The sequence below is a fragment of the Azospirillum brasilense genome, assembly GCF_001315015.1.
GTDB lineage: Bacteria > Pseudomonadota > Alphaproteobacteria > Azospirillales > Azospirillaceae > Azospirillum > Azospirillum brasilense.
Genome location: NZ_CP012914.1, coordinates 2977118 through 2999679, shown reverse-complemented (window position 1 = coordinate 2999679; position 22562 = coordinate 2977118). Strand labels below are relative to the sequence as shown.

General features: G+C 66.5%; 23 protein-coding genes and 1 riboswitch. Of the genes, 13 read left to right on the top strand and 10 right to left on the bottom strand.

The features are described 5' to 3' along the window. Positions 1 to 62 precede the first annotated feature (62 nt). Positions 63 to 142, top strand: a riboswitch (SAM riboswitch). A 76-nt stretch (positions 143 to 218) separates the two neighbouring features. Together metZ and AMK58_RS13850 are read left to right on the top strand one after the other, a co-directional pair. Further along, entirely contained in the window at positions 219 to 1427 is a 1209-nt protein-coding gene (gene metZ, locus AMK58_RS13855) for an O-succinylhomoserine sulfhydrylase (protein WP_035670579.1), read from the top strand. Positions 1428 to 1538: 111 nt separating this feature from the next. After that, on the top strand, positions 1539 to 2054 hold the full coding sequence (locus tag AMK58_RS13850) for a phasin family protein (protein WP_035670582.1): 516 nt from the start codon (positions 1539 to 1541) through the stop codon (positions 2052 to 2054). 87 nt (positions 2055 to 2141) lie between these two features. Here the strand turns inward: AMK58_RS13850 and AMK58_RS13845 are convergent, their stop codons facing one another. Beyond that, positions 2142 to 3332 carry a penicillin-binding protein activator gene (locus AMK58_RS13845; RefSeq protein ID WP_051140042.1) on the bottom strand — a complete coding sequence of 397 codons (1191 nt, stop codon included), beginning with the start codon at positions 3330 to 3332 and terminating at the stop codon, positions 2142 to 2144. Between AMK58_RS13845 and rsmI the strand changes: the two genes are divergently transcribed. The 5 genes from rsmI to AMK58_RS29545 all read left to right on the top strand — a co-directional run bounded on the left by rsmI (position 3326) and on the right by AMK58_RS29545 (position 7550). Beyond that, positions 3326 to 4267, top strand: coding sequence for a 16S rRNA (cytidine(1402)-2'-O)-methyltransferase (gene rsmI, locus AMK58_RS13840; protein ID WP_404801035.1), 942 nt, complete (start codon positions 3326 to 3328; stop codon positions 4265 to 4267). The two genes, AMK58_RS13845 and rsmI, sit on opposite strands and share 7 nt — an antisense overlap. Beyond that, complete coding sequence (locus AMK58_RS13835) at positions 4264 to 4632, top strand: YraN family protein (RefSeq protein ID WP_059399012.1); 369 nt, start codon at positions 4264 to 4266, stop codon at positions 4630 to 4632. The genes rsmI and AMK58_RS13835 overlap by 4 nt, the downstream gene beginning before the upstream one ends. Before the next feature lie 33 nt (positions 4633 to 4665). After that, a complete protein-coding gene (locus AMK58_RS13830; protein WP_035670607.1) occupies positions 4666 to 5499 on the top strand; it encodes a SirB1 family protein in 834 nt (277 codons plus the stop codon). A 35-nt stretch (positions 5500 to 5534) separates the two neighbouring features. Continuing rightward, positions 5535 to 6491: a glutathione synthase gene (gene gshB / locus AMK58_RS13825; protein WP_035670609.1), complete on the top strand. Its 957-nt coding sequence runs from the start codon at positions 5535 to 5537 to the stop codon at positions 6489 to 6491. 450 nt (positions 6492 to 6941) lie between these two features. Next, positions 6942 to 7550: a hypothetical protein gene (locus AMK58_RS29545; RefSeq protein ID WP_079285629.1), complete on the top strand. Its 609-nt coding sequence runs from the start codon at positions 6942 to 6944 to the stop codon at positions 7548 to 7550. 519 nt (positions 7551 to 8069) lie between these two features. Here AMK58_RS29545 and AMK58_RS13820 read toward each other — a convergent pair. Next, positions 8070 to 8408, bottom strand: a complete 339-nt coding sequence (locus tag AMK58_RS13820) for a helix-turn-helix domain-containing protein (RefSeq protein WP_035670612.1) — start codon at positions 8406 to 8408, stop codon at positions 8070 to 8072. A gap of 92 nt (positions 8409 to 8500) precedes the next feature. Here AMK58_RS13820 and AMK58_RS13815 point away from each other — a divergent pair, with 92 nt between their 5' ends. After that, positions 8501 to 8743: a hypothetical protein gene (locus AMK58_RS13815; RefSeq protein ID WP_035670615.1), complete on the top strand. Its 243-nt coding sequence runs from the start codon at positions 8501 to 8503 to the stop codon at positions 8741 to 8743. On the opposite strand, the gene AMK58_RS13810 is transcribed toward AMK58_RS13815, so the two are convergent. From AMK58_RS13810 to rph, 5 genes are all read right to left on the bottom strand, one after another. Further along, the gene (locus AMK58_RS13810) at positions 8727 to 9233 is read right to left on the bottom strand and encodes a dihydrofolate reductase (protein ID WP_035670618.1); all 507 of its coding nucleotides are present in this window, start codon (positions 9231 to 9233) and stop codon (positions 8727 to 8729) included. The two genes, AMK58_RS13815 and AMK58_RS13810, sit on opposite strands and share 17 nt — an antisense overlap. Before the next feature lie 33 nt (positions 9234 to 9266). Further along, positions 9267 to 10958: a methyl-accepting chemotaxis protein gene (locus tag AMK58_RS13805; RefSeq protein WP_059399011.1), complete on the bottom strand. Its 1692-nt coding sequence runs from the start codon at positions 10956 to 10958 to the stop codon at positions 9267 to 9269. Positions 10959 to 11146: 188 nt separating this feature from the next. Beyond that, the gene (gene hemW, locus AMK58_RS13800; RefSeq protein WP_035670624.1) at positions 11147 to 12313 is read right to left on the bottom strand and encodes a radical SAM family heme chaperone HemW; all 1167 of its coding nucleotides are present in this window, start codon (positions 12311 to 12313) and stop codon (positions 11147 to 11149) included. Then, positions 12301 to 12903 (bottom strand): RdgB/HAM1 family non-canonical purine NTP pyrophosphatase, encoded by a 603-nt coding sequence (rdgB, locus tag AMK58_RS13795; RefSeq protein WP_035670627.1) that lies wholly within the window; start codon positions 12901 to 12903, stop codon positions 12301 to 12303. The genes hemW and rdgB overlap by 13 nt, the downstream gene beginning before the upstream one ends. 147 nt (positions 12904 to 13050) lie before the next feature. After that, positions 13051 to 13770: a ribonuclease PH gene (gene rph / locus AMK58_RS13790; RefSeq protein ID WP_035670630.1), complete on the bottom strand. Its 720-nt coding sequence runs from the start codon at positions 13768 to 13770 to the stop codon at positions 13051 to 13053. Positions 13771 to 13935: 165 nt separating this feature from the next. Here rph and hrcA point away from each other — a divergent pair, with 165 nt between their 5' ends. From hrcA to AMK58_RS13775, 3 genes are all read left to right on the top strand, one after another. Continuing rightward, positions 13936 to 14976 carry a heat-inducible transcriptional repressor HrcA gene (gene hrcA / locus AMK58_RS13785; RefSeq protein ID WP_035670634.1) on the top strand — a complete coding sequence of 347 codons (1041 nt, stop codon included), beginning with the start codon at positions 13936 to 13938 and terminating at the stop codon, positions 14974 to 14976. Between the two features lie 79 nt (positions 14977 to 15055). Continuing rightward, positions 15056 to 15664: a nucleotide exchange factor GrpE gene (grpE, locus tag AMK58_RS13780; RefSeq protein ID WP_035670637.1), complete on the top strand. Its 609-nt coding sequence runs from the start codon at positions 15056 to 15058 to the stop codon at positions 15662 to 15664. A gap of 291 nt (positions 15665 to 15955) precedes the next feature. Next, positions 15956 to 16321 carry a response regulator gene (locus AMK58_RS13775; protein WP_014239024.1) on the top strand — a complete coding sequence of 122 codons (366 nt, stop codon included), beginning with the start codon at positions 15956 to 15958 and terminating at the stop codon, positions 16319 to 16321. Positions 16322 to 16345: 24 nt separating this feature from the next. On the opposite strand, the gene AMK58_RS13770 is transcribed toward AMK58_RS13775, so the two are convergent. Together AMK58_RS13770 and AMK58_RS13765 are read right to left on the bottom strand one after the other, a co-directional pair. Further along, complete coding sequence (locus AMK58_RS13770; RefSeq protein ID WP_059399010.1) at positions 16346 to 17824, bottom strand: methyl-accepting chemotaxis protein; 1479 nt, start codon at positions 17822 to 17824, stop codon at positions 16346 to 16348. Between the two features lie 283 nt (positions 17825 to 18107). Beyond that, positions 18108 to 18992, bottom strand: a complete 885-nt coding sequence (locus AMK58_RS13765; RefSeq protein WP_035670641.1) for a DUF1848 domain-containing protein — start codon at positions 18990 to 18992, stop codon at positions 18108 to 18110. A gap of 107 nt (positions 18993 to 19099) precedes the next feature. Here AMK58_RS13765 and AMK58_RS13760 point away from each other — a divergent pair, with 107 nt between their 5' ends. Beyond that, positions 19100 to 19615: a hypothetical protein gene (locus AMK58_RS13760; RefSeq protein WP_035670644.1), complete on the top strand. Its 516-nt coding sequence runs from the start codon at positions 19100 to 19102 to the stop codon at positions 19613 to 19615. A gap of 136 nt (positions 19616 to 19751) precedes the next feature. Here the strand turns inward: AMK58_RS13760 and AMK58_RS13755 are convergent, their stop codons facing one another. Then, positions 19752 to 19955, bottom strand: coding sequence for a hypothetical protein (locus AMK58_RS13755; RefSeq protein WP_035670647.1), 204 nt, complete (start codon positions 19953 to 19955; stop codon positions 19752 to 19754). A 277-nt stretch (positions 19956 to 20232) separates the two neighbouring features. On the opposite strand from AMK58_RS13755, the gene dnaK reads away from it, so the two are divergent. Beyond that, the gene (dnaK, locus tag AMK58_RS13750; RefSeq protein ID WP_306345801.1) at positions 20233 to 22425 is read left to right on the top strand and encodes a molecular chaperone DnaK; all 2193 of its coding nucleotides are present in this window, start codon (positions 20233 to 20235) and stop codon (positions 22423 to 22425) included. The last annotated feature ends 137 nt before the right edge of the window (positions 22426 to 22562 follow it).

Here is a 22562-nt window from a genome sequence, read left to right as displayed (position 1 = left end):
GGGCGCCCTCTTTTTGTCACGGGCTCCTTGTCCCTTGACGGCGCGCCGCGGCGGTCCTACAAGCGAGGGCACGTGGTGATTTGGTCGACCGGCTTGCGGGCCACGTAAAACAACCCGCTAAAAAGGTCCGAGCCGCGTCCGCGCCTCGACCCGATCGGTCGGGGCGTTTTTTGTTGTGCCGGTCTGCCCCGCCGGCGGACAGAGGAGACAAAGCGGCCATGGCGCGCACCGATCATCGCAATCCGAACGTCGCGGGGCTTCGCCCGCGTTCCCGTCTGGTCCATGGCGGCGTCCGCCGCTCGTCCTTCGACGAGACCTGCGAGGCGCTCTACCAGACCTCCGGCTTCGTCTACGGCTCGGCGGAGGAGGCGGAGAGCGCCTTCGTCAACGATGGCTCCCGCCACGTCTATTCGCGCTTCCGCAACCCGACCACGGCGATGTTCGAGGACCGGCTGTGCGAGTATGAGGGTGCCGCATGGGCCTACGCCACGACCAGCGGCATGGCCGCGGTGCACGGCGCCCTGTGGTCGAACCTGCGCACCGGCGACCGCATCGTGGCGCCGCGTTCGCTGTTCATCTCCTGCTATTGGGTGATCAAGGAACTGTCGGCCCGCTTCGGGGTCGAGGCGGTCTTCGTCGACGGCACCGACCTGTCCCAGTGGGAAGAGGCGCTGGCCAAGCCGACCAAGGTCGTCTTCCTGGAGACGCCCAGCAATCCGGGTCTGGAGGTCGTCGACCTGCGCGCGGTCAGCGCTCTCGCCCACAAGGCCGGGGCCAAGGTGGTGGTCGACAACGCCTTCGCCACGCCGGTGCTGCAGCGCCCGTTCGAGATGGGGGCCGACGTCGTCATCTATTCGGCGACCAAGCACATCGACGGCCAGGGCCGCTGTCTGGGCGGCATCATCCTGACCAGCGACAAGCAGTACGGGTCGGACGTGATCCACCCCTATCTGCGCCACACCGGCCCGACCATTTCGCCCTTCAACGCCTGGCTGCTGCTGAAGGGGCTGGAGACGCTGGAACTGCGCGTGTCGGCGCAGAGCGCGGCGGCCCTGACGGTGGCGGAGTTCCTGGAAGGCCACGCGAAGGTGGAGCGGGTGCTCTATCCGGGTCTGGCCAGCCACCCGCAGCACGACCTTTGCCGCAGCCAGATGACCGGCGGCGGCACCATGCTGTCGATCTTCCTGAAGGGTGGCAAGGAGGAGGCCTTCCGCGCCCTGAACGACCTGCGGATGGTGATGATCTCCAACAACCTGGGTGACTCCAAGAGCCTGATCACCCACCCCGACACCACCACCCATTCCAAGCTGACGGTCGAGGAGAAGGCGGCGGCGAACATCCGTCCGAATCTGCTCCGCCTGTCCGTCGGGCTGGAGGACGCCCAGGACATCGTTGAAGATCTCGACCGCGCGCTCGCTTCCCTGTAAAGACTGGACCCGGAACCAAATGCTGCAGTGCAGCGTTGGCGTCCGGGTCACGGTTTTTTCGGCCCGGCCGGGGCTCACGCTCCGGTTAGGTCCTTTGGTGAGGTGGAGCGAATGGCGAGACGCAAGGCCGGCAACGGCGAACCGACGCAACGCTTTCTGACGGTGGCGGGCGATCTGACCCGGACCGGCGTCAAGACGGGCGAGATGGGGGTGGCGGCGGCCCAGACGATCGGCTACCGAACCGCGATGATGGCGGCGGCGATGAACAACCCCATCGACCTCGCCAATCCGGAGTTCGTCCGCATGGGCTCCGAGAAGGTGGAGGCGATGGTGGAGGCCACCCATGCCGTCGCCAAGGGCATCGGCGAGATGCAGCAGGCCTGGATGACCCTGATGCAGGGCCAGCTTCAGGCCGCCATGGTGATGGTGACCGGCCTCGGCCAGTGCCGCAACCCCGCCGACCTGATGGAACTGCAACGCCGCACCGTCACCGAGACGGTCGAGGCCGGCATCCACGCCGCGCTCTACATGGTCGAGTCGGCCACCGCCCTGACCCAGGCCGGCATGACCCCCGCCTACCGCACCGTCCGCGCCAACGCCCGCCGTCTGGCGAAGCAGCACGGTTAAGTTCGCGGTTCACCGCGACGGCACAAGACACGATCTCCTTCGTGCTTTGCACCGCCGCGGTTGAACGCTCTTTTCAGCGCCTTGCGATCACTGCCCCAGCACGTCGAAGCTGGACGGGGCGGGATCGATCACGCGGGGACCGCTCGGGGTGACCTCCAGAACGGCCAGACCGCGTTCCACGACGCCGTCCGCGCGCAGGCGGAAGACGCCGTCCATGCCTTCGAAGCCGTTGGGGTTGTTCAGCGCCGCGCGGTCGAAGCGGCCCGATGCGTCGGGCATCTTGGCCAGCACCGCGGCGATGGCCGTGGCGTCGTAGGACAGGGTGGCGATGCGCGGCGGCTTGCGCCCGTAGGTCCTTTCGAAGCGCGCCTCGAAGTCGGCGCGGCTCTGTGGGGATGGGGCGGCGAACCAGGCGCCGGCCAAAGCGGGTTCCTGGCCCAGCCCGGGCTCGTCCCACAACACGGTGCCGAGCAGCTTCACCTGCTGGGTGTTCAGCCCATTGGCGGACAGCGCCGATGCCAGACCCTGGGCGCGCGGTCCGCCTTCGGCCAGCATGACCGCCTGCGGCTGAACGCCGGCCTGGGTCACCTGCCGCGCCGGCTGGGCGAGGTCGGTCACCGCCGGGTCGTAGCGCTCGACCTGCGCCACCTGCCCGCCGAACTGGCGCGAGGCGGCCTGCACGGCGTTGACCACGGCGTCGCCGTAGGCGTTGCGCGGGGCCAGCGCGACATAGCGCGTGACACCGCGCGAGCGGGCGAAGCCGATCACGCGGGTGACCTGATCGGCGGGCACGAAGCCCAGCACATAGGTGCCGTTGCCGGCCTGGGTCCAATCATTGGTGAAGGCCAGCACGTCCACGCCCGCAGACTGGGCGACCGGTTTCACCGCCGCCACGTCGGCGGCGAACAGCGGGCCGAGGATCAGGCTCGCCCCTTCGGCGATCGCCTGCCGCGCCGCGTCGGCAGCACCGGTGGGCGTGCCCTTGGTGTCGCGGGGCAGCAGCTCGAACCGGTCGCCGGCCAGATCGAACAGCGCCATCTGCGCCGACTCCAGCATGGCCTGCCCGAGAGCGGCGCTTGACCCGGACAGCGGCAGCAGGATCGCCACCTTCAAGGTCTGTGGAGCGGCCGGAACGGCGGCGACGGGCGCTTGCGGCGCTTGAGTCGGCGGCGCCGGGGCCTTTACAGTCGAGCAGGCCGAAAGCGTGCCGACAACCAACAGGGCGGCGGCAGCCCGCTGCCCCCAAGCGCGCGAGAAAGGTGTCGTCAAGCGTGCCACCAACGATCTCCACATCCGGTCCGGCGCCCGAGCCCGTTTCCGGGCCCGGCGTCTCTGGTGACGCTGAAGGTAGCGAGCCGAGGGCCGCAAGTAAACTCGGCGCCGGCCTTTATGTGGTCGCCACCCCCATCGGCAACGCCGCCGACATCACGCTGCGCGCGCTCGACACGCTGCGCCGCGCCGATGCCATCGCCTGCGAGGACACGCGGGTGACGGCGAAGCTGATGGGCATCCATGGCATCCACACGCCCTTCGTCTCCTATCATGAACACAACGCGGCAAAGATGCGTCCGGTCCTGATCGGCCGCATGAAAGCGGGCGAATCCATCGCGCTGGTCACCGACGCCGGCACGCCGCTGGTCTCCGACCCCGGCTACAAGCTGGTGCGCGAGTGCGTGGCGGAGGGGGTGGCGGTCACCACGCTGCCCGGCGCCTCCGCCCCGCTGGTGGCGTTGGTGCTGTCCGGCCTGCCGACCGACCGCTTCCTGTTCGCCGGCTTCCTGCCCAACAAGAGCAGCGCGCGGCGCGCCACCGCCGGGGAACTGAAGAACGTTCCGGCCACGCTGGTCTTCTTCGAGTCGCCGCAGCGCCTGCCCGAGTCGCTGGCCGACCTCGCCGACATCCTCGGCGCGCGGGAGGCCGCGGTGGCGCGGGAACTGACCAAGCTCTACGAGGAGGTGCGGCGCGGCACCCTGCCGGAGCTGGCCGCCCATTACGCCGAGGCCGGCCCGCCGAAGGGCGAGGTCGTGCTGGTCATCGGCCCGCCCGGCGAGGAGGCCACCCCGTCCGAGGCCGACGTGGACGCCCTGCTGCGCGAGGCGCTGACCCGCCTGTCGGTCCGCGACGCCGCCGCCGACGTGGCCGCCCGCACCGGCCAGAACAAGCGCACCGTCTACGCCCGCGCGCTGGAGCTGTCGCGGGAGGGGAAACCATGAGCGCACCGGGCGCGCTGCGCCGCCGGGCCGAGAATTACGGCCGCTACGCCGAGCAGCTCTGCCGGCTGGCGCTGCGGCTGAAGGGTTACCGCATCCTGGAAAGCCGCCTGCGCACACCCATGGGAGAGATCGACATCGTGGCCCGGCGGGGCGACACTCTGGCGATCGTCGAGGTCAAGGCCCGCGGCGACTGGGACACCGCGAACGAGGCGGTCAACGCCCGCCAGCGGGGCCGCCTCGCCCGCGCCGCCCACGCCTATCTGGGGGCCAACCCCCACTATGCCGGCTATGTCTTGCGCTTCGACGTCATGCTCGTTACCCCTTGGTCCTGGCCGCGCCACGTCCCGGACGCGTGGCGGGCCTGACGCGAAGGCTGAAGAAGAGGAAGGACGCCGCCCGTGACCAGCCGCGCCGAGGCCCGTGACATCCTGCGCCGCGTGGGGCAGCAGCCGGACGAGCAGATCGATCTGGCCGAAGCCGCCCTGGCGCTGGGCGCGTTGGAGGTGCCGGGCGCCGCGCTGGCCGACTACCGCCGTCACCTCGCCGACATCGCCCACGATCTGGCGGAGCGCGTCTCGCCCACCCTCGACGGGCTGGAGGCCCGCATCTCCTGGCTGCACGAGGTGATCGTGGAGCGGCATGGCTACGCCGGCGACCAGGACACCTACGACGACCTGCAGAACGCCAACCTGCTGCGCGTCATCGACCGCCGCCGCGGCCTGCCGGTGGCGCTGGGCATCCTGTATCTGCACGCCGCCCGCTCGCAGGGCTGGACGATGCTGGGGCTGAACTTCCCCGGCCATTTCCTGGTGCGGCTGGAGGCCGACGGCGCCCGCGCCATCCTCGATCCCTTCAACGAGGGGCAGGTGCGCACCGCCGTGGACCTGCGCGACCTGCTGAAGGCCACCGCCGGCAGCGCCGCGGAGCTGGAGCCCGGCCATTACCAGACGGTGTCCAACCGCGAGATTCTGTTGCGGCTCCAAAACAACATCAAGCTGCGCCACCTCTCCGCCCGCGACGTGCCGCGCGCGCTGGAGGTGCTGGAGGCGATGCGGCTGTTCGCCCCGGGCGAGGCGTCGCTGTGGCGGGAGACCGGCCTTCTGGAGGCCCACAACGGCAACCTCGCCGCCGCCATCGCCGCGCTGGAAACCTTCCTGGAGCTGACCGCCAGCGAACGGCACCGCCATCAGGTCGCCGCGCTGATCCAGCAGCTCAAGAACCAACTGAACTGACCCCACTTCAAAAGCCCGTTTCGGAGACCCGCAGGATGAGCCTCGCCGTCGCCTTCCAGATGGACCCCATCGAGTCCATCAACATCGACACCGACTCGAGCTTCATGATGGCGCTTGAGGCGCAGAAGCGCGGGCACACGCTCTACCACTACCACCCGCGCGACCTCAGCCTGACCGGCAACGTCCTGACCGCCCGTGTGCGCGAAATGACCGTGGTCCGCCGGAAGGGCGCCCACTACACGCTGGGCGAGCCGCGGATCGTCGACCTGTCGACCATGGACGTGGTGCTGATGCGCCAGGACCCGCCCTTCGACATGGCCTACATCACCGCCACCCACATGCTGGAGCACATCCAGCCCAAGGTGCTGGTGCTGAACGACCCGGCGGAGGTGCGCAACGCGCCGGAGAAGCTGTTCGTCACCCATTTCCCCGACCTGATGCCGCCGACGCTGATCACCAGCGACAAGCAGGCCGTCCTGGATTTCCGGGCGCAGCACAAGGACATCATCGTCAAGCCGCTGTTCGGCAACGGCGGGGCCGGCGTCTTCCACCTGAAGCCGGACGACGAGAATCTGGGCTCGCTGCTGGAGCTGTTCACCCAGCTCTACCGCGAGCCGGTGATCGTGCAGAAGTACCTGCCGGAGATCCGCCAGGGCGACAAGCGCATTATCCTGATCGACGGCGAGCCCGCCGGCGCCGTCAGCCGCATGCCCCAGGAGGGCGAGGCCCGCGCCAACTTCCACGCCGGCGGCAGCGCCAAGAAGACGGAGCTGACCCCGCGCGAGCAGGAAATCTGCAAGGCCATCGGCCCGGTGCTGCGCGAGAAGGGTCTGGTCTTCGTCGGGATCGACGTGATCGGCGACTACATGACCGAGATCAACGTGACCTCGCCCACCGGCATCCAGGAGATCAACCGGCTCGACGGGTCGGCGCTGGAGGCCACCCTGTGGGACGCCATCGAGCGCCGCCACCGGGAAAACAAGGGGACCTAAAAACCTTTTCCCGTCGAGGGAGAGGGAAGGGGACTGCTCAATACGGGGAAAGAGTGAGAGTGTCGGCAGCGCGCCGGCACTCGATCCATAAAAATCCCATCCCCCTCAGGGCCGCGCTAACCACCTGTACTTCATCGAATTATAACGAATATCAATTAGCCTCTATGATTTACAGAAATTTTTGCGGCTTTCTTTTTGGCCGCAATACTTATATAGTTAATATAGTCTCAATTTCTGCCGGTGGGGTAGGGGGCAATAGAATTAGCGTTTTATATGTATTGCTTTGCTCTCTTTCAAAGAATTGTGGGAAAGTCGACAGCATTCCAAGAAACTTCCTCCGCAGCGAATTGAAGCGCTTGGTATGTGGATAACTGCGTTCATGGTTAAATTGTGTAGGTCTATCTTATTTTCTTGTGGAAAACCCCCCTAATTCGACGCTATGCTTTTTCCATGGACTCAACATACAATCTTAATGGCAGTTTCAAGCCTGCTTTGAAGCGGTTCGCCGACTTGGATGGCCCCGACTTCTATCCCACCCCTGCATGGGCAACCCATGCTTTGATTGACAACGAAAAGTTTGAAGGTGATATTTGGGAGTGTGCCTGTGGTAATGGGGCGATGTCAGAGGTATTGGCGCAAACAGGAAAAAAAGTAATTAGTTCAGATCTTTATGATCGAGGTTATGGAGAGTCCGGCCAAGACTTCTTAAAATCCTGTATACGTGCTCCAAACATCGTAACCAATCCCCCCTACAATTCGGCAGAGGGATTTGTGCGTGCAGGGTTGGAAAAATCCGACCGAAAGTTTGCATTGTTGCTACGATTGGCATTTCTGGAAGGAGCGAATCGGCAGCGCACCATATTCACGGATACGCCGCCATCGCGTGTATGGGTGTTCAGCGAACGGATCACGTTTTATCCAGTTGGTGCAGTGCAGAAGGGAACTGGCACAACCGCTTATGCGTGGTTCGTCTGGGATAAGAACGCCCCTAGCGGAACTGAGCTTAGATGGTTTGAGCCCGGCTATAAGGCTCGGTTCAGCTCAGTTCCCTCTTCTTAAGGTAAGCCCGACCACGATCAGTGATTCGGTAGCCTCTGTCAGGGACGTGTTCTAGGAGCCCAAGGTTGATGAAGTTTCCATCATCCTTGTCATGGCTTTTGATGTTGCGAACAATCTGTTTCCACATTGGCTCGCCATTGCGTGGAGTTGATGGAGCCCAGTCTTCTTCTGAAAGAGAAATAAGCTTTGGGATTTCCTGGTAAGCTAAATCAAATGTACACACCCCATTAGGGTCTCTGCTTGCAAGCAATAGAACGGCGGGTGCAATTTGGTCTTCTGTAGCTCTGGGCATATTCAGCTCTCAAGCATGGTTGTGAAAAGGGTAACACAATGAACGGATTGAATATGGGAGCCGATCCTGTCATCCGCAAGGTTGAAAAAATCCCGAACCGCATCTTTTTTCAATGACGTTGAGCCGGTGTGTAACTACCAGCGCTCTCTAGCGCCACCCCTGCACGCTGCAGTGCAATGTGTATTAGGTAATGTGCGGATATCGGGAGAGATTGGTCCCGGGTTGGCCTAATCGCCCTTCGGAAATGCCTCGATCTGCTTAAGAGCAATTTCCAGATCACGAACCGTAAGCTGGCGTGCCCGCTCTGAAAGCGCCGATTCCAAAGCCACACGCTTGCTGTTGGCATTGACCGCTGGATCGAGCGCGTCGGCCAATTCGCGCAATGGAATGCCCAGGTTCTCACTCAGCCGGATCAGTGTCTCCACACTCGGCAGGCTGACGCCGCGTTCCATGTTGGACACGGCCTCGGTCGTGCGGTCGAGCAATTCGGCAAATTGTTCTTGCGTCAAACCGCGCGCCTTGCGGATTGCCCGAAGCCGCAGCCCAAATGCGTGTTTCCGATCCATAACCGGACTTTCCTCCGGGTATGAGCAGTTGACCACGCAAGAGAATTCGTTTTAATCATTGAAATGCACAGTTTACTTCATGGGAGACAGACATGCTGCCATTCGATCCATTCTATCTGCTGGGCCGGCTGATGGTCGTGTGGGGCGTGATGATGCCGGTCATGGCGTTCCCGATAATGAACGGCTATCAGCCCTCGCTCGGGGTGCTTGGGAGCCTGAACCAGATGCACTTGTATCTGGAGGTGGTGGATTTGCGATTCGACGCCATTGTGAGCATGGGGCTGGCGCTGCTGTGGGGCGGGCTTTCGATCGTCGCGCTCACGCCCCAGCGCTGACGGGGCGCCGCACGAGGTCCAGGTACCGGTAATCCATACCGTTTTCGGTCAGCAGCGGGCCGCGCTCCGTCTCCACCCACTCCGGCCCCAGCGGCGGCATGACGGTGTCGCCCTCCACATCCCGCTCGACGCGGGTCAGGTGGACGATGTCGGCGAGCGGCAGGGTTTCGCGGAACAGTTCGGCGCCGCCGATCACCGCGACCTCCGGGACGCCGCGGCTGTGGCACCAGTCCAGCGCCGCGTCGAGGCCGCCGAACCAGCGCGCCCCATCCCGCTCCCCCGCCGGATGGCTTCGGCTGACCACCAGATTGTCGCGGCCGGGCAGGGGCTTGCGGGGCAGCGACTCCCAAGTGCGCCGGCCCATCAGGACCGGCTTGCCCATGGTCAGCTCCCGGAAGCGCTTCAGGTCGCCGGGCAGGGACCAGGGCAGGGTGCCGTCGCGGCCGATCACGCCGTTGCGCGCGGCGGCCACCACCAGACTGATGCGCATCCCAACCCCTTTTCCCGTCCCGTTCATCCCACCTTACGCCGCGCGGAGCTGCTGGAGGAAGCCCCCGACCTCGCGGTGCAGCGTGTCGAGCTGGTGGCCGAGCTGGCGCGACATCTCCAGAACGTCGCGGGCGGTGGCGCCGCTCCGGGTCGCCGCACTGGTGACGCCGCTGATGTTGGCCGACACCTCCTGCGTGCCGCCCGCGGCCTCCTGGACGTTGCGGCTGATCTCGCGGGTCGCCGCCCCCTGCTCCTCGACCGCGGAGGCGATGGAGGTGGCGATCTCGTTCACCCGCAGGATCACCTGGGTCACGCCCTGGATCTCGCCGACCGCGTCGCCGGTCACCGTCTGGATGTTAGCGACCTGGGCGGCGATCTCCTCGGTGGCCTTGGCGGTCTGGTTGGCCAGCGCCTTGACCTCGCTCGCCACCACGGCGAAGCCCTTGCCGGCCTCTCCGGCGCGGGCCGCCTCGATGGTCGCGTTGAGCGCCAGCAGGTTGGTCTGGCTGGCGATGTCGTTGATAAGCTGGACGACCGCGCCGATCTTCTGCACCGCCTCGGCCAGCCCGCCGACCTTGCCGTTGGCCCGCCCGCTGAGGGTCACCGCCTCGCCGGCGATGCGCGACGACTCGGCGACCTGACGGCTGATCTCCTGGATCGAACCGGCCAGCTCCTCCGACGCCGCCGCCACGGTCTGCACGTTGGCGGAGGTCTGCTCGGTCGCCGCGGCGACCGAGGTCGCCAGCTCGTCGGTCTGGGCGGCGGCGCGGCTCATCTCGGCCGCGCGCTCCTCCATCGTCGCCGCCGCGTCGGAGACGGTGCGGACGACGGCGCCGATGCTCTGTTCGAAGCTGGCGGCCAGCGCCAGCATGGCGCGGCGCTTCTCCTCCCCGGCGCGTTGGGCCGAGGCGGCCTGCTCGGCCTCCAGCCGCTGCTTGTCGCGGGCGTTGGTCTGGAAGACCAGCACGGCCTTGGCCATGGCGCCGATCTCGTCGCCGCGCTCCGCCTCGGGAAAGCGGGTGGACAGGTCGCCATCGGCCAGCGAGCGCATCTTGGCGCCCAGCCCGCGCAGCACCCGGCTGATGTCGGTACCGACCCAGGCGATCAGGCCGACGGCCGGCACCGCCAGCGCCAGGATGACGAAGGCCAGCGTCCGCAGCTGGTCCAGGAAGGCGGCCCGGATGTCATCGATGAAGATGCCGGTGCCGATGAAGATGTTCCACGGTTCGAAGCCGCGGACATAGCCCAGCTTCACCGCCAGATCGCTGCCGCCGACCGTGCGCGGCCAGTCGTATTCCAGCAGGCCGTCGCCGGTGGCGCGGACCATGCGGATGAACTCCACGATCATGTGGACGCCGTTGGCCGACTTCAGCGGCTTGACGTCGGCGCCGATCAGCTTGGCGTTGACATGGGCGAAGCCGTAGCCGTCCATGGTGTGGGCGAAGAGATACTCCTTGCCGCCGGCGTAGCGGATGCCGGCCACCGCCGCCTTGAAACGGGCCTGGGCCTCCTCGCGGGTGATCTTGCCGGCGGCCGCCTCCGCCTCCAGCGCGGTGGCCAGGGTGACTCCGGTTTCCACGATGCTGTACAGCGTGTCCAGCCGGTCGGCGTGCATACGAGTGTAGTTGAGATAAAGGCCGGCGCCGGCGATGGCGAAGGATGCGACCGAAGCCGCGACGACGAGCGCCCACAGCTTGGCCCGAATGGAAAGCTTCGTGAGGGTCATGGGATGTCTGCCTGAAACTGTCTGCCCTGTCCCGCGTCCCGGCAAGCGGCGGTTGCTTGCCCTAGTCTTTGCCGGGACTCCAAGAAGGATCGACAGTCACAGGAAACTTATAAACGGATGTATAAAAATGCGGGGCGCGCCGGGCACTGGGCGCCTTTGTCACACCACGTTTCCGGGTATTCGTGCGGTCAGGCCAGAAGGGCCCCCAGCACGGCGTTCAACCGCTGCCGCCCTTCATGCGTGGCGCGCAACGTGTCTTTGCCGACTTCCAGGAAACCGCCGGCCACCAGACGCTCCAGCGCGGCGGGATCGACCAGCCCGTCGAGGTCACGGCCGGTCTCCTCGACCAGCCGGGCGCGGGCCACCCCCTCGCGCAGGCGCAGCCCCATCATCAGCAGCTCAGACCCGCGCGACTCGCGGGCGACCGGCTCGGGCGCGGCGGCGCCGTGGCCGTCGCGCTCGACCCGCTCCAGCCAGATCTCCGGGGCGCGGTGGGCGCGGGTGGCGAATTTCTCGCCGTTCAGGGTCAGCCGGCCGTGGGCGCCGGGACCGACGCCGACGTAATCGCCGTAGCGCCAGTAGGTCAGGTTGTGGCGGCTCTCCTCGCCGGGGCGGGCGTGGTTGGAGATCTCGTAGGCGGGCAGCCCGGCGCGGTCGAGCAGGCTCTGCGTCGCCTCGTAGAGATCGCCGGCCAGATCCTCGTCGGGCAGCACCAGATCGCCCCGCGCGTGCAGGGGGAAGAAGGCCGTGCCCTCCTCGATGGTCAACTGGTAGACCGACAGATGGCCGACCGCGTGGCCCAGCGCGCGGGTCAGCTCCGCCTCCCACGCCGCCACGGACTGGCCGGGGCGAGCGTAGATCAGGTCGAAGCTGAAGCGGGGGAAGGTCCGGGCGGCCAGCGCGATGGCGCCGGTCGCCTCCGCCGCGCTGTGCTGGCGGCCGAGGAATTTCAGCGCGGCGTCGTCCAGCGCCTGGATGCCCATCGACAGGCGGTTGACCCCGGCGGCGCGGAAGGCGCGGAACTTGTCGGCCTCGACCGAGGTCGGGTTGGCCTCCAGCGACACTTCCAAATCGCTGCCGACCGTCCAGCGGGCGGCGATGCGCTCCAGCACGGCGCCGACCGTCGCCGGCTCCATCAGCGACGGCGTGCCGCCCCCGAAGAAGACCGAGGTGACCCGGCGGCCGGGTGTTGCGTCCGCGTAATGATCCAGCTCCCGCACCAGCGCGGCGCGCCAGCGGTCATGCTCGACCCGGTCGCGGACGTGGCTGTTGAAGTCGCAGTACGGGCACTTCGCCTTGCAGAAGGGCCAGTGGATGTAGATCCCGAAGCCAGGATCAGGAGTCACTTGAAGCATCGCTCGACAAGCTGGCGGAAGGCGTCGGCCCGGTGGCTCATCTCATGCTTCCGGGCCGGGTCCATCTCGCCGAAGGTGATGTCGTGGCCGTCCGGTTTGAACATCGGATCGTAACCGAAACCATGCGCGCCGCGCGGCGGCCAGACCAGCGTGCCGGGGCAGCGGCCTTCCACCGTCTCGACATGGCCGTCCGGCCAGGCGAGCGACAGGGCGCAGACGAACCAGGCGCTGCGGTCGGTCTGGCCCTTCAGCCCGTCCTCGACCTTGCCCATGGCCATCTGGAAGTCCTTTTCCGGACCGGCCCAGCGGGCGGAGTAGATGCCGGGGTCGCCGTTCAGCGCCGGCACCACCATCCCGCTGTCGTCGGCCAGCGCGACATGCCCCGCCTTGGCGGCGGCCAGGGCCTTCAGCTCGGCGTTCGCAATGAAGGTGGTGCCCGTCTCCTCCGGCTCCGGCAGGCCAAGTTCGCCCGCGGACACGAAGGAGGCGGCATAGGGGCCGAGCAGCGCCGCGATCTCGCGGACCTTGCCCTTGTTGTGGCTGGCGATCACCAGCGTGCCGCCCGTGAAGCGGCGGGGAGGCGTGGTCATGGGGGAGTTCCTTCTGTCACAAACCGTTGCCCCCACCCTCCCGCTTCGCGGGTCCCTCCCTCCCCCGCTGTCGCAGGGGAGGGCCGATTTCCCCTCCCCTGCGACAGCGGGGGAGGGTCAGGGTGGGGGCAATGCGCAACCGCGCCTTTACTTCACCGCGATCGCCGCCTTCTGCAAGGCCACCAGCTCGTCGATGCCCTTGCGGGCCAGCGCCAGCAGCTCCATGAACTGCGGCTCGCTGAAGGGGCGCTCCTCGGCGGTGCCCTGCACCTCGACGATGCCCCCCTGGCCGGTCAGCACGAAGTTGGCGTCGGCCTGCGCGGTCGAATCCTCGGCGTAGTCGAGGTCCAGCACGCTGGTGTTCTTGTAGATGCCGCAGGAGACGGCGGCCACATGGTCGGTCAGCGGCATGGTCTTGAGCGCGCCGATCTGCATCAGATGCTGGAAGGCCAGATGCAGGGCGACGAAGCTGCCGGTGATGGCGGCGGTGCGGGTGCCGCCGTCGGCCTGGATGACGTCGCAGTCGATCTTGATCTGCTTCTCGCCCATGGCGGCGCGGTCGGTGACGGCGCGCAGCGCACGGCCGATCAGGCGCTGGATCTCCTGGGTGCGGCCCGACTGCTTGCCCTTGGCGGCCTCGCGGTCGGTGCGGCTGTGGGTGGAGCGCGGCAGCATGCCGTATTCGGCGGTGACCCAGCCGAGGCCGGTGTTCTTCAGGAAGCGCGGAACGCCCTCGTCCACGCTGGCGGTGCACAGGACGTGCGTGTCGCCGAACCGCACCAGGCAGGACCCCTCGGCGTGCTTGCTGAAATGGGGCTCAAGGGAAATGGTGCGCAACTGGTCGTGGGCGCGGCCGGAGGGACGCATCGGGCATGATCCGCGAATCTGTTGAAATCGGCGGCAAGCTAGCGTCCGCCGCCCCCGCCGTCCAGCGCGCAACCGGGGCGCACGTTGATTCGGAGCGGACACCTGCCTAAATTCGGGACGCCCCTTATCCGCGCCCCAACAGCATCGTCCGGTCCCCGCCCCGCCATGATCACCGAGCTGAACCAACGGTCCCGCGAGATCTTCCGGCTGATCGTCGACGCCTATGTGGCGACCGGCGAGCCGGTGGGCTCGCGCACGATCTCGCGGAGGCTCGGCATGGCCCTGTCGCCCGCGACCATCCGCAACGTCATGGCCGACCTGGAGGAGCAGGGGCTGCTCTACGCCCCCCACACCTCCGCCGGCCGCATCCCGACCGAGGCGGGGCTGCGCCTGTTCGTCAACGGCCTGCTGGAGATCGGCAGCCTGAGCGAGGACGAACGCGGCTCCATCGAGGCCAAATGCGCCTCCTCCGGGCGGTCGCTGCAGGACGTGCTGGGCGAGGCGTCCACCCTGCTGTCCGGCCTGTCGCACTGCGCCGGGCTGGTGGTGGCGCCGAAGACCGACCGGCCGCTGAAGCACATCGAGTTCGTGTCGCTGGCCCCCGGCCGGGCGCTGGTCGTGCTGGTCAACGAGGACGGGCTGGTCGAGAACCGCGTCATCGAGGTTCCGGTCGGCGTGCCCGCCGCGACGCTGCAGATGGTGTCGAACTTCCTCAGCGCGAAGCTGGTGGGCCGCACGCTGGACGAGGCGCGGCAGGCCGTGCTGCGCGAGATCGAGGACCAGAAGACTGAGCTGGACGAATTGTCGCAGCGCGTGGTCTCCGCCGGTCTCGCCACCTGGGCAGGCAGCGGCGGGCAGAACAGCGGCCAGTTGATCGTGCGCGGCCAGGCGAAGCTGCTGGAGGACGTCACCGCCCTGTCGGACCTGGAGCGCGTGCGCGCCCTGTTCGAGGCGCTGGAGACCAAGGAGACCATGCTGCGCCTGCTCGACGCCACCGGGAAGGGCGACGGGGTGCAGATCTTCATCGGCGCGGAGAATGTGCTGTTCGGCCATTCCGGCTGTTCGCTCATCATCTCGCCGTTCCAGAACAGCCGCGAGCAGGTGATCGGCGCCATCGGCGTGATCGGCCCGACCCGCATCAATTATGCCCGGATCATCCCGCTTGTGGATTATACAGCCAAGGTCATCAGCCGCCTTGTCGGGTGACGCCCTGTCGGGTGACGATCTTGGCAATGCTTCACCCATCCCCCACCAGACGACGACCCAAGACGACAACGAGAGAGCCATGAGCGAAGAGCAGAACAAGCCCGCCGAAGCCGAGATGGAGCAGACCGAAGCCGTCCAGGACAAGGCCGCCCAGGACAAGGCCGCGGACGCCGGTGCCGGGGATCGCGTGGCCCAGCTTGAGGCCGAGGTCGCCAGCCTGAAGGACCAGCTCCTGCGCCAGATGGCCGAGGTGGAGAACACCCGCCGCCGCGCCCAGCGCGACCGCGAGGACGCCAGCAAGTTCGCCGTGTCCAGCTTCGCCAAGGAGCTGGTGACGGTGGCCGACAACCTGCGCCGCGCGCTGGAGGCCGTCCCCGCCGAGGGCCGCGAGAACGACGAGGTGCTGAAGGGCCTCTCCGTGGGCGTGGAGGCGACGGAGCGCCAGCTCATCTCCGCCTTCGAGCGTGCGGGCATCAAGAAGATCGACCCGACCGGCGAACTGTTCGACCCGAACTTCCATCAGGTGATGTTCGAGATCGAGAACACCGGCAAGCCGGCCGGCACGGTCGTGCAGGTGCTCCAGCCCGGCTACACCATCCACGGCCGCCTGCTGCGCGAGGCCATGGTGGGCGTCGCCAAGGCCGGTCCTCACGAAATGGGCGGCCAGCACGTCGATACGAAAGCCTGACCGTCCTTTGGACGAATAGCCCGACCCTCCTCTGGAGGGATGGACCAGCCGCCTTCCGGACGGCGGGCGGCACGTCTCTTGCGGCGGCGCGGCGGCATGGCCCGCCGCGCCGCTTTTTTTGTCCGGCAGTCTCCGGATGAGTGTCCGCCCGCGATCCTTTGCGTACCGAAGGGCTTGCGCCGGGCTGGTCCTTCGCCTATTCGCATCGGGGCCCCGATTCGCGTCGGGGAGTCTCGCGGCGCCCCGTGAATTGCCCGTTCCGGGCGGCCGCTCATTCAGGGAACCGGACCCGTGGCCAAGACCATTCTGACCGTCGACGACTCCAAGACCATCCGCGACATGGTCGCCTTCACGCTGCGCAACGCCGGCTACGGCGTCACCGAGGCGGCGGACGGCACCGCCGGTCTGGCGGAGGTCAACCGGCAGAAGTTCGACTGCATCATCACCGACCTGAACATGCCGGGCATGGACGGTCTGGCCCTGACCCGGGCCATCCGCGGCAGCGCGCTCAACCGCGCGACCCCCGTGCTGCTGCTGACCACCGAGGCCGATCCCGCCAAGAAGACCGCCGGCCGCGAGGCCGGGGCCACCGGCTGGCTGGTCAAGCCCTTCAACCCGGACAAGCTGGTCGAGACCGTGAAGAAGGTCTGCCCGTAACCCGTAACCCGGTGCTGGCGCCGGTCACCGCACCAGCACGACGGCGGCGCTGCGCGTCCGCTCGACCGCCTGGGACATCTGGGCGACCGCGGTGGAGATCCCGGCGATGTTCGCCGAGGCGGTCTGGACGGCGGTCGCGGCGCTCTGCATGTTGCCGGACACGCTCTGGGTCACGCTGCTCTGCTCCTCGACGGCGGCGGCGGTGGCGGTGACGAAGGAGCGCACGCTCTCGATGCCGCTGCGGATGCTGTCCAGCGATCCGGCAACCTCGGCGGAGGTCGCCTGGATCATGTCGATCTCGCGGGTGATCTGATCCGTGGCCTTGGCGGCCTGGTTGGCGAGGTTCTTGACCTCCTGCGCCACGACGGCGAAGCCCTTGCCCGCCTCGCCGGCGCGCGCCGCCTCGATCGTCGCGTTCAGCGCCAGAAGATTGATCTGGCTGGCGATGTTCTGGATCAGCCCGACGATGCTGTTCATCGACTGGGCGGCGTCGGTCAGGCGCCCGGCGTTGGCGCCGACCGCGTTCGCCTTGTCGTAGACGGTGTCGGCGGCGCTGCGCGAATTCGCCATGCTCTGCGAGATTTCGGCGATGGAGGCCGCCAACTCCTCGGCGCTGGCGGCGACCGTCTGCACGTTGGCGGAGGTCTGGTCCGCTGCCACGGCCGCGGATTGCACCTGCGCGGAGGACTGATCCATGGCCCGGTCGATCTCGCCGAAATTCTCGTCGATAAGGGACTTGAGGTCCCCCAGCAGATTGATCTGCGCGCTGACGTCCGAGGCGATCTTCATGATCTTCACGACCTTGCCGGCCGCGTCGAGGATCGGGTTGTAGGACCCCTCGATCCAAAGCTGCCGGCCACCCTTGGCGACGCGGCGGTGCTGGCCGGCCATATACTGCCCGCGCCGCAGGGACTCCCAGAAGTTGCGGTATTCCTGGCTTGTCCGTTGTTCAGGCTCGACGAACTGGCTGTGATGCCGGCCCTGCACCTCGGACAGATCGTAGCCGAACAGCTTCAGGAAATTCGCGTTGGCGGACAGGATGACGCCGTCCGTATCGAACTCGATCACCGCCTGAGAACGCTGGATCGCCGTGATCTGGGACGCGTAGTTCAGATTCATCAGCCGCTCCTTGGCGTCGGCCCATTCCACGACGAAGCCGATGCGCTTGCCGTATTCCATGAGCGGAGACACCAGAAGGTCGAACTGGTGGTTGCCGACCCGGATGGTGGCGCCGTGCGGGCGGGTCAGGACGCTCAGCATGCGCTGCTGGTGTGTCGGATTCTTGTGAAAGACGTCGATCTTGCTGCCGACCAGGGTGTTCACGTTGAAGCGCGGCAACTCCTTGCGCAGATCCTCTTCGGCATCACGAAGCAGAGCGGTAACAGACGGATTGATATAGACAATCGTCAGGTCATTGTCGGCGATCATGACATTCGCACGCATGGCATTGATTGCCGTCACCTTGGCCGCGATCGTCGCGTCTTTTGTGAACATGCCGAACATGGCCAAAGCTCCCTGTGAACGTTGCTTGATGCCACATTCTGTCAATGTAATCCGGATTGTCCATAGGGGTATAAAAAAAGCACTAATGTTGTTGTGTGAATTAATAGAATTCCAAAAATCTGGAATTTATGAGCGGTCATAAGATTTGATCTATAATTCACACCATAGTCATACTTGGTTGTGCTTGATAAGCATAACGATATAGGCGGATAAATATAAATAAATCAATCCCCGGAAGATCAAGGAGAGGGTGGGATCAATCAAACACTGTTTCACCCAGGCGTCACGACGTGGCCGGCGCCCTTGGGAACAGGAATTCCCCCGCTGGGTCGTGGGCGGCGAAGCGCCGTTGCGCCGTGGCGCGGTTGGCGACGGCATAACAGTAGACGCAGCCGTGCGGGCAGGTGTCGTAATCCCCGATGTCGCGGCTTTCCGCGCACAGGCAGCCGGGGCGGTTGCCCTTCTCCCTGGCCGCGACAGGCCGCCCGGCGACGTCGGACAGCCGTTGCGCGTCGACGCAGCGGGCCGGCGCCGTGCCGGGAACACCGGCCAGTTCCGGCTGGGTGCACAGCGTCAGAGCCATGCCGTGCTCCGCGGCGATGCCGGCCAGATCGGCCAGCAGGGCGCGCTTCTCCTCCGCGTCCGGGTCGCGCCATGGCACACCGGCGGCGTCCAGGTTGCGCGCCGTCTTGCGGTAGGGCTGGAGGAAGGACACCACCGCCTCGTCGGTCAGGCCGCGCATCCGGCCAGCCAGCCGGGCGAAGGTCTCGCGGTGCCAGGACGGCGGCATGGCCTCTGTTTTCACGATGGGGTCGTAGCGCCAGACGGCGGCGCGCGGGCCCCAGCGGTCGCGCAGCCGGGTCATGTGTTCCACTGCGCGCTCCGCGTCGGGGACGGAGCGCTCCAGCGCGGCGGGCAGGCCGGTGACGCTGTACTGGACGACGAAGGGAAAGCCGCGCCTCGACACCTCCTCCAGCGCCGGCAGGAAGGGGCCGAGATTCTTCGTCCAGAAGACGAAGCCGTCGACCTCCGCGCGGGTCAGGCCGATCCGGTAGGTCTGGCCGCCATAGGGGTTGACCATGCGGCAGTATCCGGCCTCCAGCCGGTTCAGGAACCAGCGTCCGTAGAAGGCGGGGATGTCCGTCTTGTAGCTGGCGGAAACGATCATCGCTGGACCATGGTGGCTATGCGGGCCGCGATCAAGGCTGGATTCGCCGGCGCTTCGGCCTAAAGTGCCGACACAGGATCAGGGGCACAGGATCAGGGGAGGATGCCGTGACGGGCGGACAGGACGGCCACAGCGTGGGCAACGGTGCGGGCCACAGCGTGGAATGGGAAGGGCTGGTGCGGTTCCGGCTGCCGGACGGTTGGCGCCCGGAGGTGGAGGAGCATGAGGGCCACGCCGTGGCCGCCTTCCACCCGCCGGCCCCGGCGGGGGGCGTGCTGCGGCTGGTCACCGACCGGGTGGCGCCCAAGGATGGGCCGGACGGCGCCGTGGCGGTGCTGCGCGAGATGGCGTTGCGCTTCGTGCGCCCCGACGACCCGCGGGCCAGTGACCGGATCGTCGAGCCCTGGGGCGACGAGGGCGTGCTGGCCCAGGCGGTGATGATGACGGAGGAGGACGGCGGCACCGACGCCCATTACCTCTGGCTGGTCGGGACGGAGCGGGACGGCAAGGCGGCGGCCGCCATGTTCAGCTACCGCCTGCCCATGGTCATGGACGGGGACGAGTCCTGCGCCGACACGCTGGCCCTGCTCGACCGGGCGATTCGCGCTGCGGAGATCCTGTAGAGCGCTTCCGGACGGCTCCGGACACAGGAAAGCCGCCCTGTCGGGGGCGGCTTTTCCTTTTCCAGTCCGATTATTTCTTGCAAGCCCGAGGTTTCCGGCGTTCCCGCGCCGGCTCGGGCGATCAACGTTCAGGCGATCAGCAATGGCCGGCGCCGCCGGACATCAGGGCCTTCAACTGCGCCGCTTTCGGATCGAAGGCCATGGCCGCCTCCTCCGCCGCCATGGCGGCCAGGCTGATGAAGCGCGCCAGATCGTCCAGATCGCACTTCGTCGCGTCGTCCATAAGGCTGTCGAGGCAGGACTTGATGGCCAGAGCCATGTCGCGCCGTTCGTCCATCATCTTGATCCCCCATGGAATGCTGCACACGGTCCCGCTTCGGAAAGCCATGGCTGCGAACAACAGCGGCCCCCTTTGCCTTGGAGGGATATATCATATTTCCTTCAGATCTCCACTATTAGAATCTTGAGACAACAAAGAAACGGAGCAACCGGCAATTGATTGCGTTCAAGAATGCACACCGTTACTTGTTAATGAAAAGTTAACATGGCTGGGATGCAGGGTTTTGTTTGTGTTAAAGCCCTGTAACAGAGCGCTTTCCGGCGTCTTGGCGGGGTTGATGGAGGCTGTTGCACGCCTTATGCTTCTGAATACCCCGGTATTCACTTGCGGCGCGAAGCCGCAGGCGCGACGATATGCCCCGGCGTGCGCGTCACCTTTTGGTCTTTTGACGGTTGGCGGAATGACCAGGACGTTGCAGCCCGAAACGCACCTGCCTATATCTCCGGCGACAGACGTGAATCCACCCAACCGTTCCACCGACCCCAAGGGGATCGCGGCGGTGCCGGACCAAACGGGCCGCCACGCATCTGCCGAACAACAGAGGCTGAACATGAGCAAAGTCATTGGCATCGACCTCGGCACCACGAACTCCTGCGTGGCCGTCATGGAAGGCTCCAGCGCCAAGGTGATCGAGAACGCCGAAGGCACGCGCACCACGCCCTCCATGGTCGCCTTCGCGCAGAACGCGGAGCGTCTGGTCGGCCAGCCGGCCAAGCGTCAGGCGGTGACGAACCCCGAGAACACCCTCTTCGCGATCAAGCGTCTGATCGGCCGCCGCTACGACGATCCGCTGACCAAGAAGGACCAGGGCCTCGTCCCCTACAAGATCATTCCCGGCGACAACGGCGACGCCTGGGTGGAGGCCGTCGGCAAGAAGTACAGCCCGTCGCAGATCAGCGCCTTCATCCTGCAGAAGATGAAGGAGACGGCGGAGAACTATCTGGGCGAGAAGGTGACCCAGGCGGTCATCACCGTCCCGGCCTACTTCAACGACAGCCAGCGCCAGGCGACCAAGGACGCCGGCAAGATCGCCGGCCTGGAAGTGCTGCGCATCATCAACGAGCCGACGGCGGCCGCTCTGGCCTACGGCATGGAGAAGAAGGGCGCCGGCACCATCGCCGTGTACGACCTGGGCGGCGGCACCTTCGACGTCTCGGTGCTGGAGATCGGCGACGGCGTGTTCGAGGTGAAGTCGACCAACGGCGACACCTTCCTCGGCGGTGAGGACTTCGACGCCCGCATCATCGACTACCTCGCCGACGAGTTCCAGAAGGAGCAGGGCATCGACCTGCGCAAGGACCGTCTGGCCCTGCAGCGCCTGAAGGAAGCCGCCGAGAAGGCGAAGATCGAGCTGTCCTCGGCCATGCAGACCGAGGTCAACCTGCCCTTCATCACCGCCGACCAGTCCGGCCCGAAGCACCTGAACGTCAAGCTGACCCGCGCCAAGCTGGAAGCCCTGGTCGACGAGCTGGTCCAGCGCACGATCGAGCCCTGCAAGGCCGCTCTGCGCGACGCCGGCCTGAAGGCCAACGAGATCGACGAGGTGATCCTGGTCGGCGGCATGACCCGCATGCCCAAGGTCATCGAGGCGGTGAAGCAGTTCTTCGGCCGTGAGCCGCACCGCGGCGTGAACCCGGACGAGGTGGTCGCCATCGGCGCCGCCATCCAGGGCGGCGTGCTGAAGGGCGAGGTCAAGGACGTCCTGCTGCTCGACGTGACCCCGCTGTCGCTGGGCATCGAGACGCTGGGCGGCGTCTTCACCCGCCTGATCGACCGCAACACGACGATCCCGACCAAGAAGTCGCAGACCTTCTCGACCGCCGAGGACAACCAGAACGCGGTGACCATCCGCGTCTTCCAGGGCGAGCGCGAGATGGCCGCGGACAACAAGATGCTCGGCCAGTTCGACCTTGTCGGCATCCCGCCGGCCCCGCGCGGCGTGCCGCAGGTCGAGGTGACCTTCGACATCGACGCCAACGGCATCGTCAGCGTCACGGCGAAGGACAAGGCCACCGGCAAGGAGCAGCAGATCCGCATCCAGGCGTCGGGCGGCCTGTCGGACGCCGACATCAACAAGATGGTGAAGGACGCCGAGGCCCACGCCGCCGACGACAAGAAGCGCCGCGAGCTGGTGGACGCCCGCAACCACGCGGACGCGCTGATCCATACCACCGAGCGGACGATCAAGGAGAACGGCGACAAGATCCCCGCCGCCGACAAGACCGCCGCCGAGGCCGCCGTGGCCGAGCTGAAGTCGGTGCTGGACGGCGAGGATCTGGAGGCCGTGAAGGCGAAAACCGAGGCGCTGGCCCAGGTGTCGATGAAGCTGGGCGAGGCCATGTACAAGGCCGGCCAGGGCGAGGCCCCCGGCGCCGGTGCCGCCGGTGCGGCGGGCGCCACCCCGAACGAGCCGGGTGTGGTCGACGCCGACTTCGAGGAAGTGGACGACGACAAGAAGAAGTCGGCCTAAGCGTTCGGAACCGGAGGCAATCGTTGGGCAGCCGCCCGTTGCCTCCGGTGTCACAGCCGGGAGAACCCGGCGCCATGCAGTATCGTCCGGCCCGTCATCCGTCCTGCGGTGGCGGGCCGGAGATATGATTGGTCTAT

Coding starts and splice junctions, on each gene's coding strand:
- AMK58_RS13810 (WP_035670618.1), bottom strand. CDS start 9,233: ATGCGCATCAGTCTGGTGGTGGCCGCCGCGCGCAACGGCGTGATCGGC.
- AMK58_RS13805 (WP_059399011.1), bottom strand. CDS start 10,958: ATGACCCTCACGAAGCTTTCCATTCGGGCCAAGCTGTGGGCGCTCGTC.
- AMK58_RS13755 (WP_035670647.1), bottom strand. CDS start 19,955: ATGATGGACGAACGGCGCGACATGGCTCTGGCCATCAAGTCCTGCCTC.
- dnaK (WP_306345801.1), top strand. CDS start 20,233: ATGGAGGCTGTTGCACGCCTTATGCTTCTGAATACCCCGGTATTCACT.
- grpE (WP_035670637.1), top strand. CDS start 15,056: ATGAGCGAAGAGCAGAACAAGCCCGCCGAAGCCGAGATGGAGCAGACC.
- hemW (WP_035670624.1), bottom strand. CDS start 12,313: ATGCTTCAAGTGACTCCTGATCCTGGCTTCGGGATCTACATCCACTGG.
- rdgB (WP_035670627.1), bottom strand. CDS start 12,903: ATGACCACGCCTCCCCGCCGCTTCACGGGCGGCACGCTGGTGATCGCC.
- AMK58_RS13835 (WP_059399012.1), top strand. CDS start 4,264: ATGAGCGCACCGGGCGCGCTGCGCCGCCGGGCCGAGAATTACGGCCGC.
- metZ (WP_035670579.1), top strand. CDS start 219: ATGGCGCGCACCGATCATCGCAATCCGAACGTCGCGGGGCTTCGCCCG.
- AMK58_RS13765 (WP_035670641.1), bottom strand. CDS start 18,992: ATGATCGTTTCCGCCAGCTACAAGACGGACATCCCCGCCTTCTACGGA.
- gshB (WP_035670609.1), top strand. CDS start 5,535: ATGAGCCTCGCCGTCGCCTTCCAGATGGACCCCATCGAGTCCATCAAC.
- AMK58_RS13815 (WP_035670615.1), top strand. CDS start 8,501: ATGCTGCCATTCGATCCATTCTATCTGCTGGGCCGGCTGATGGTCGTG.
- AMK58_RS29545 (WP_079285629.1), top strand. CDS start 6,942: ATGGACTCAACATACAATCTTAATGGCAGTTTCAAGCCTGCTTTGAAG.
- AMK58_RS13820 (WP_035670612.1), bottom strand. CDS start 8,408: ATGGATCGGAAACACGCATTTGGGCTGCGGCTTCGGGCAATCCGCAAG.
- hrcA (WP_035670634.1), top strand. CDS start 13,936: ATGATCACCGAGCTGAACCAACGGTCCCGCGAGATCTTCCGGCTGATC.
- rph (WP_035670630.1), bottom strand. CDS start 13,770: ATGCGTCCCTCCGGCCGCGCCCACGACCAGTTGCGCACCATTTCCCTT.
- AMK58_RS13770 (WP_059399010.1), bottom strand. CDS start 17,824: ATGTTCGGCATGTTCACAAAAGACGCGACGATCGCGGCCAAGGTGACG.
- AMK58_RS13850 (WP_035670582.1), top strand. CDS start 1,539: ATGGCGAGACGCAAGGCCGGCAACGGCGAACCGACGCAACGCTTTCTG.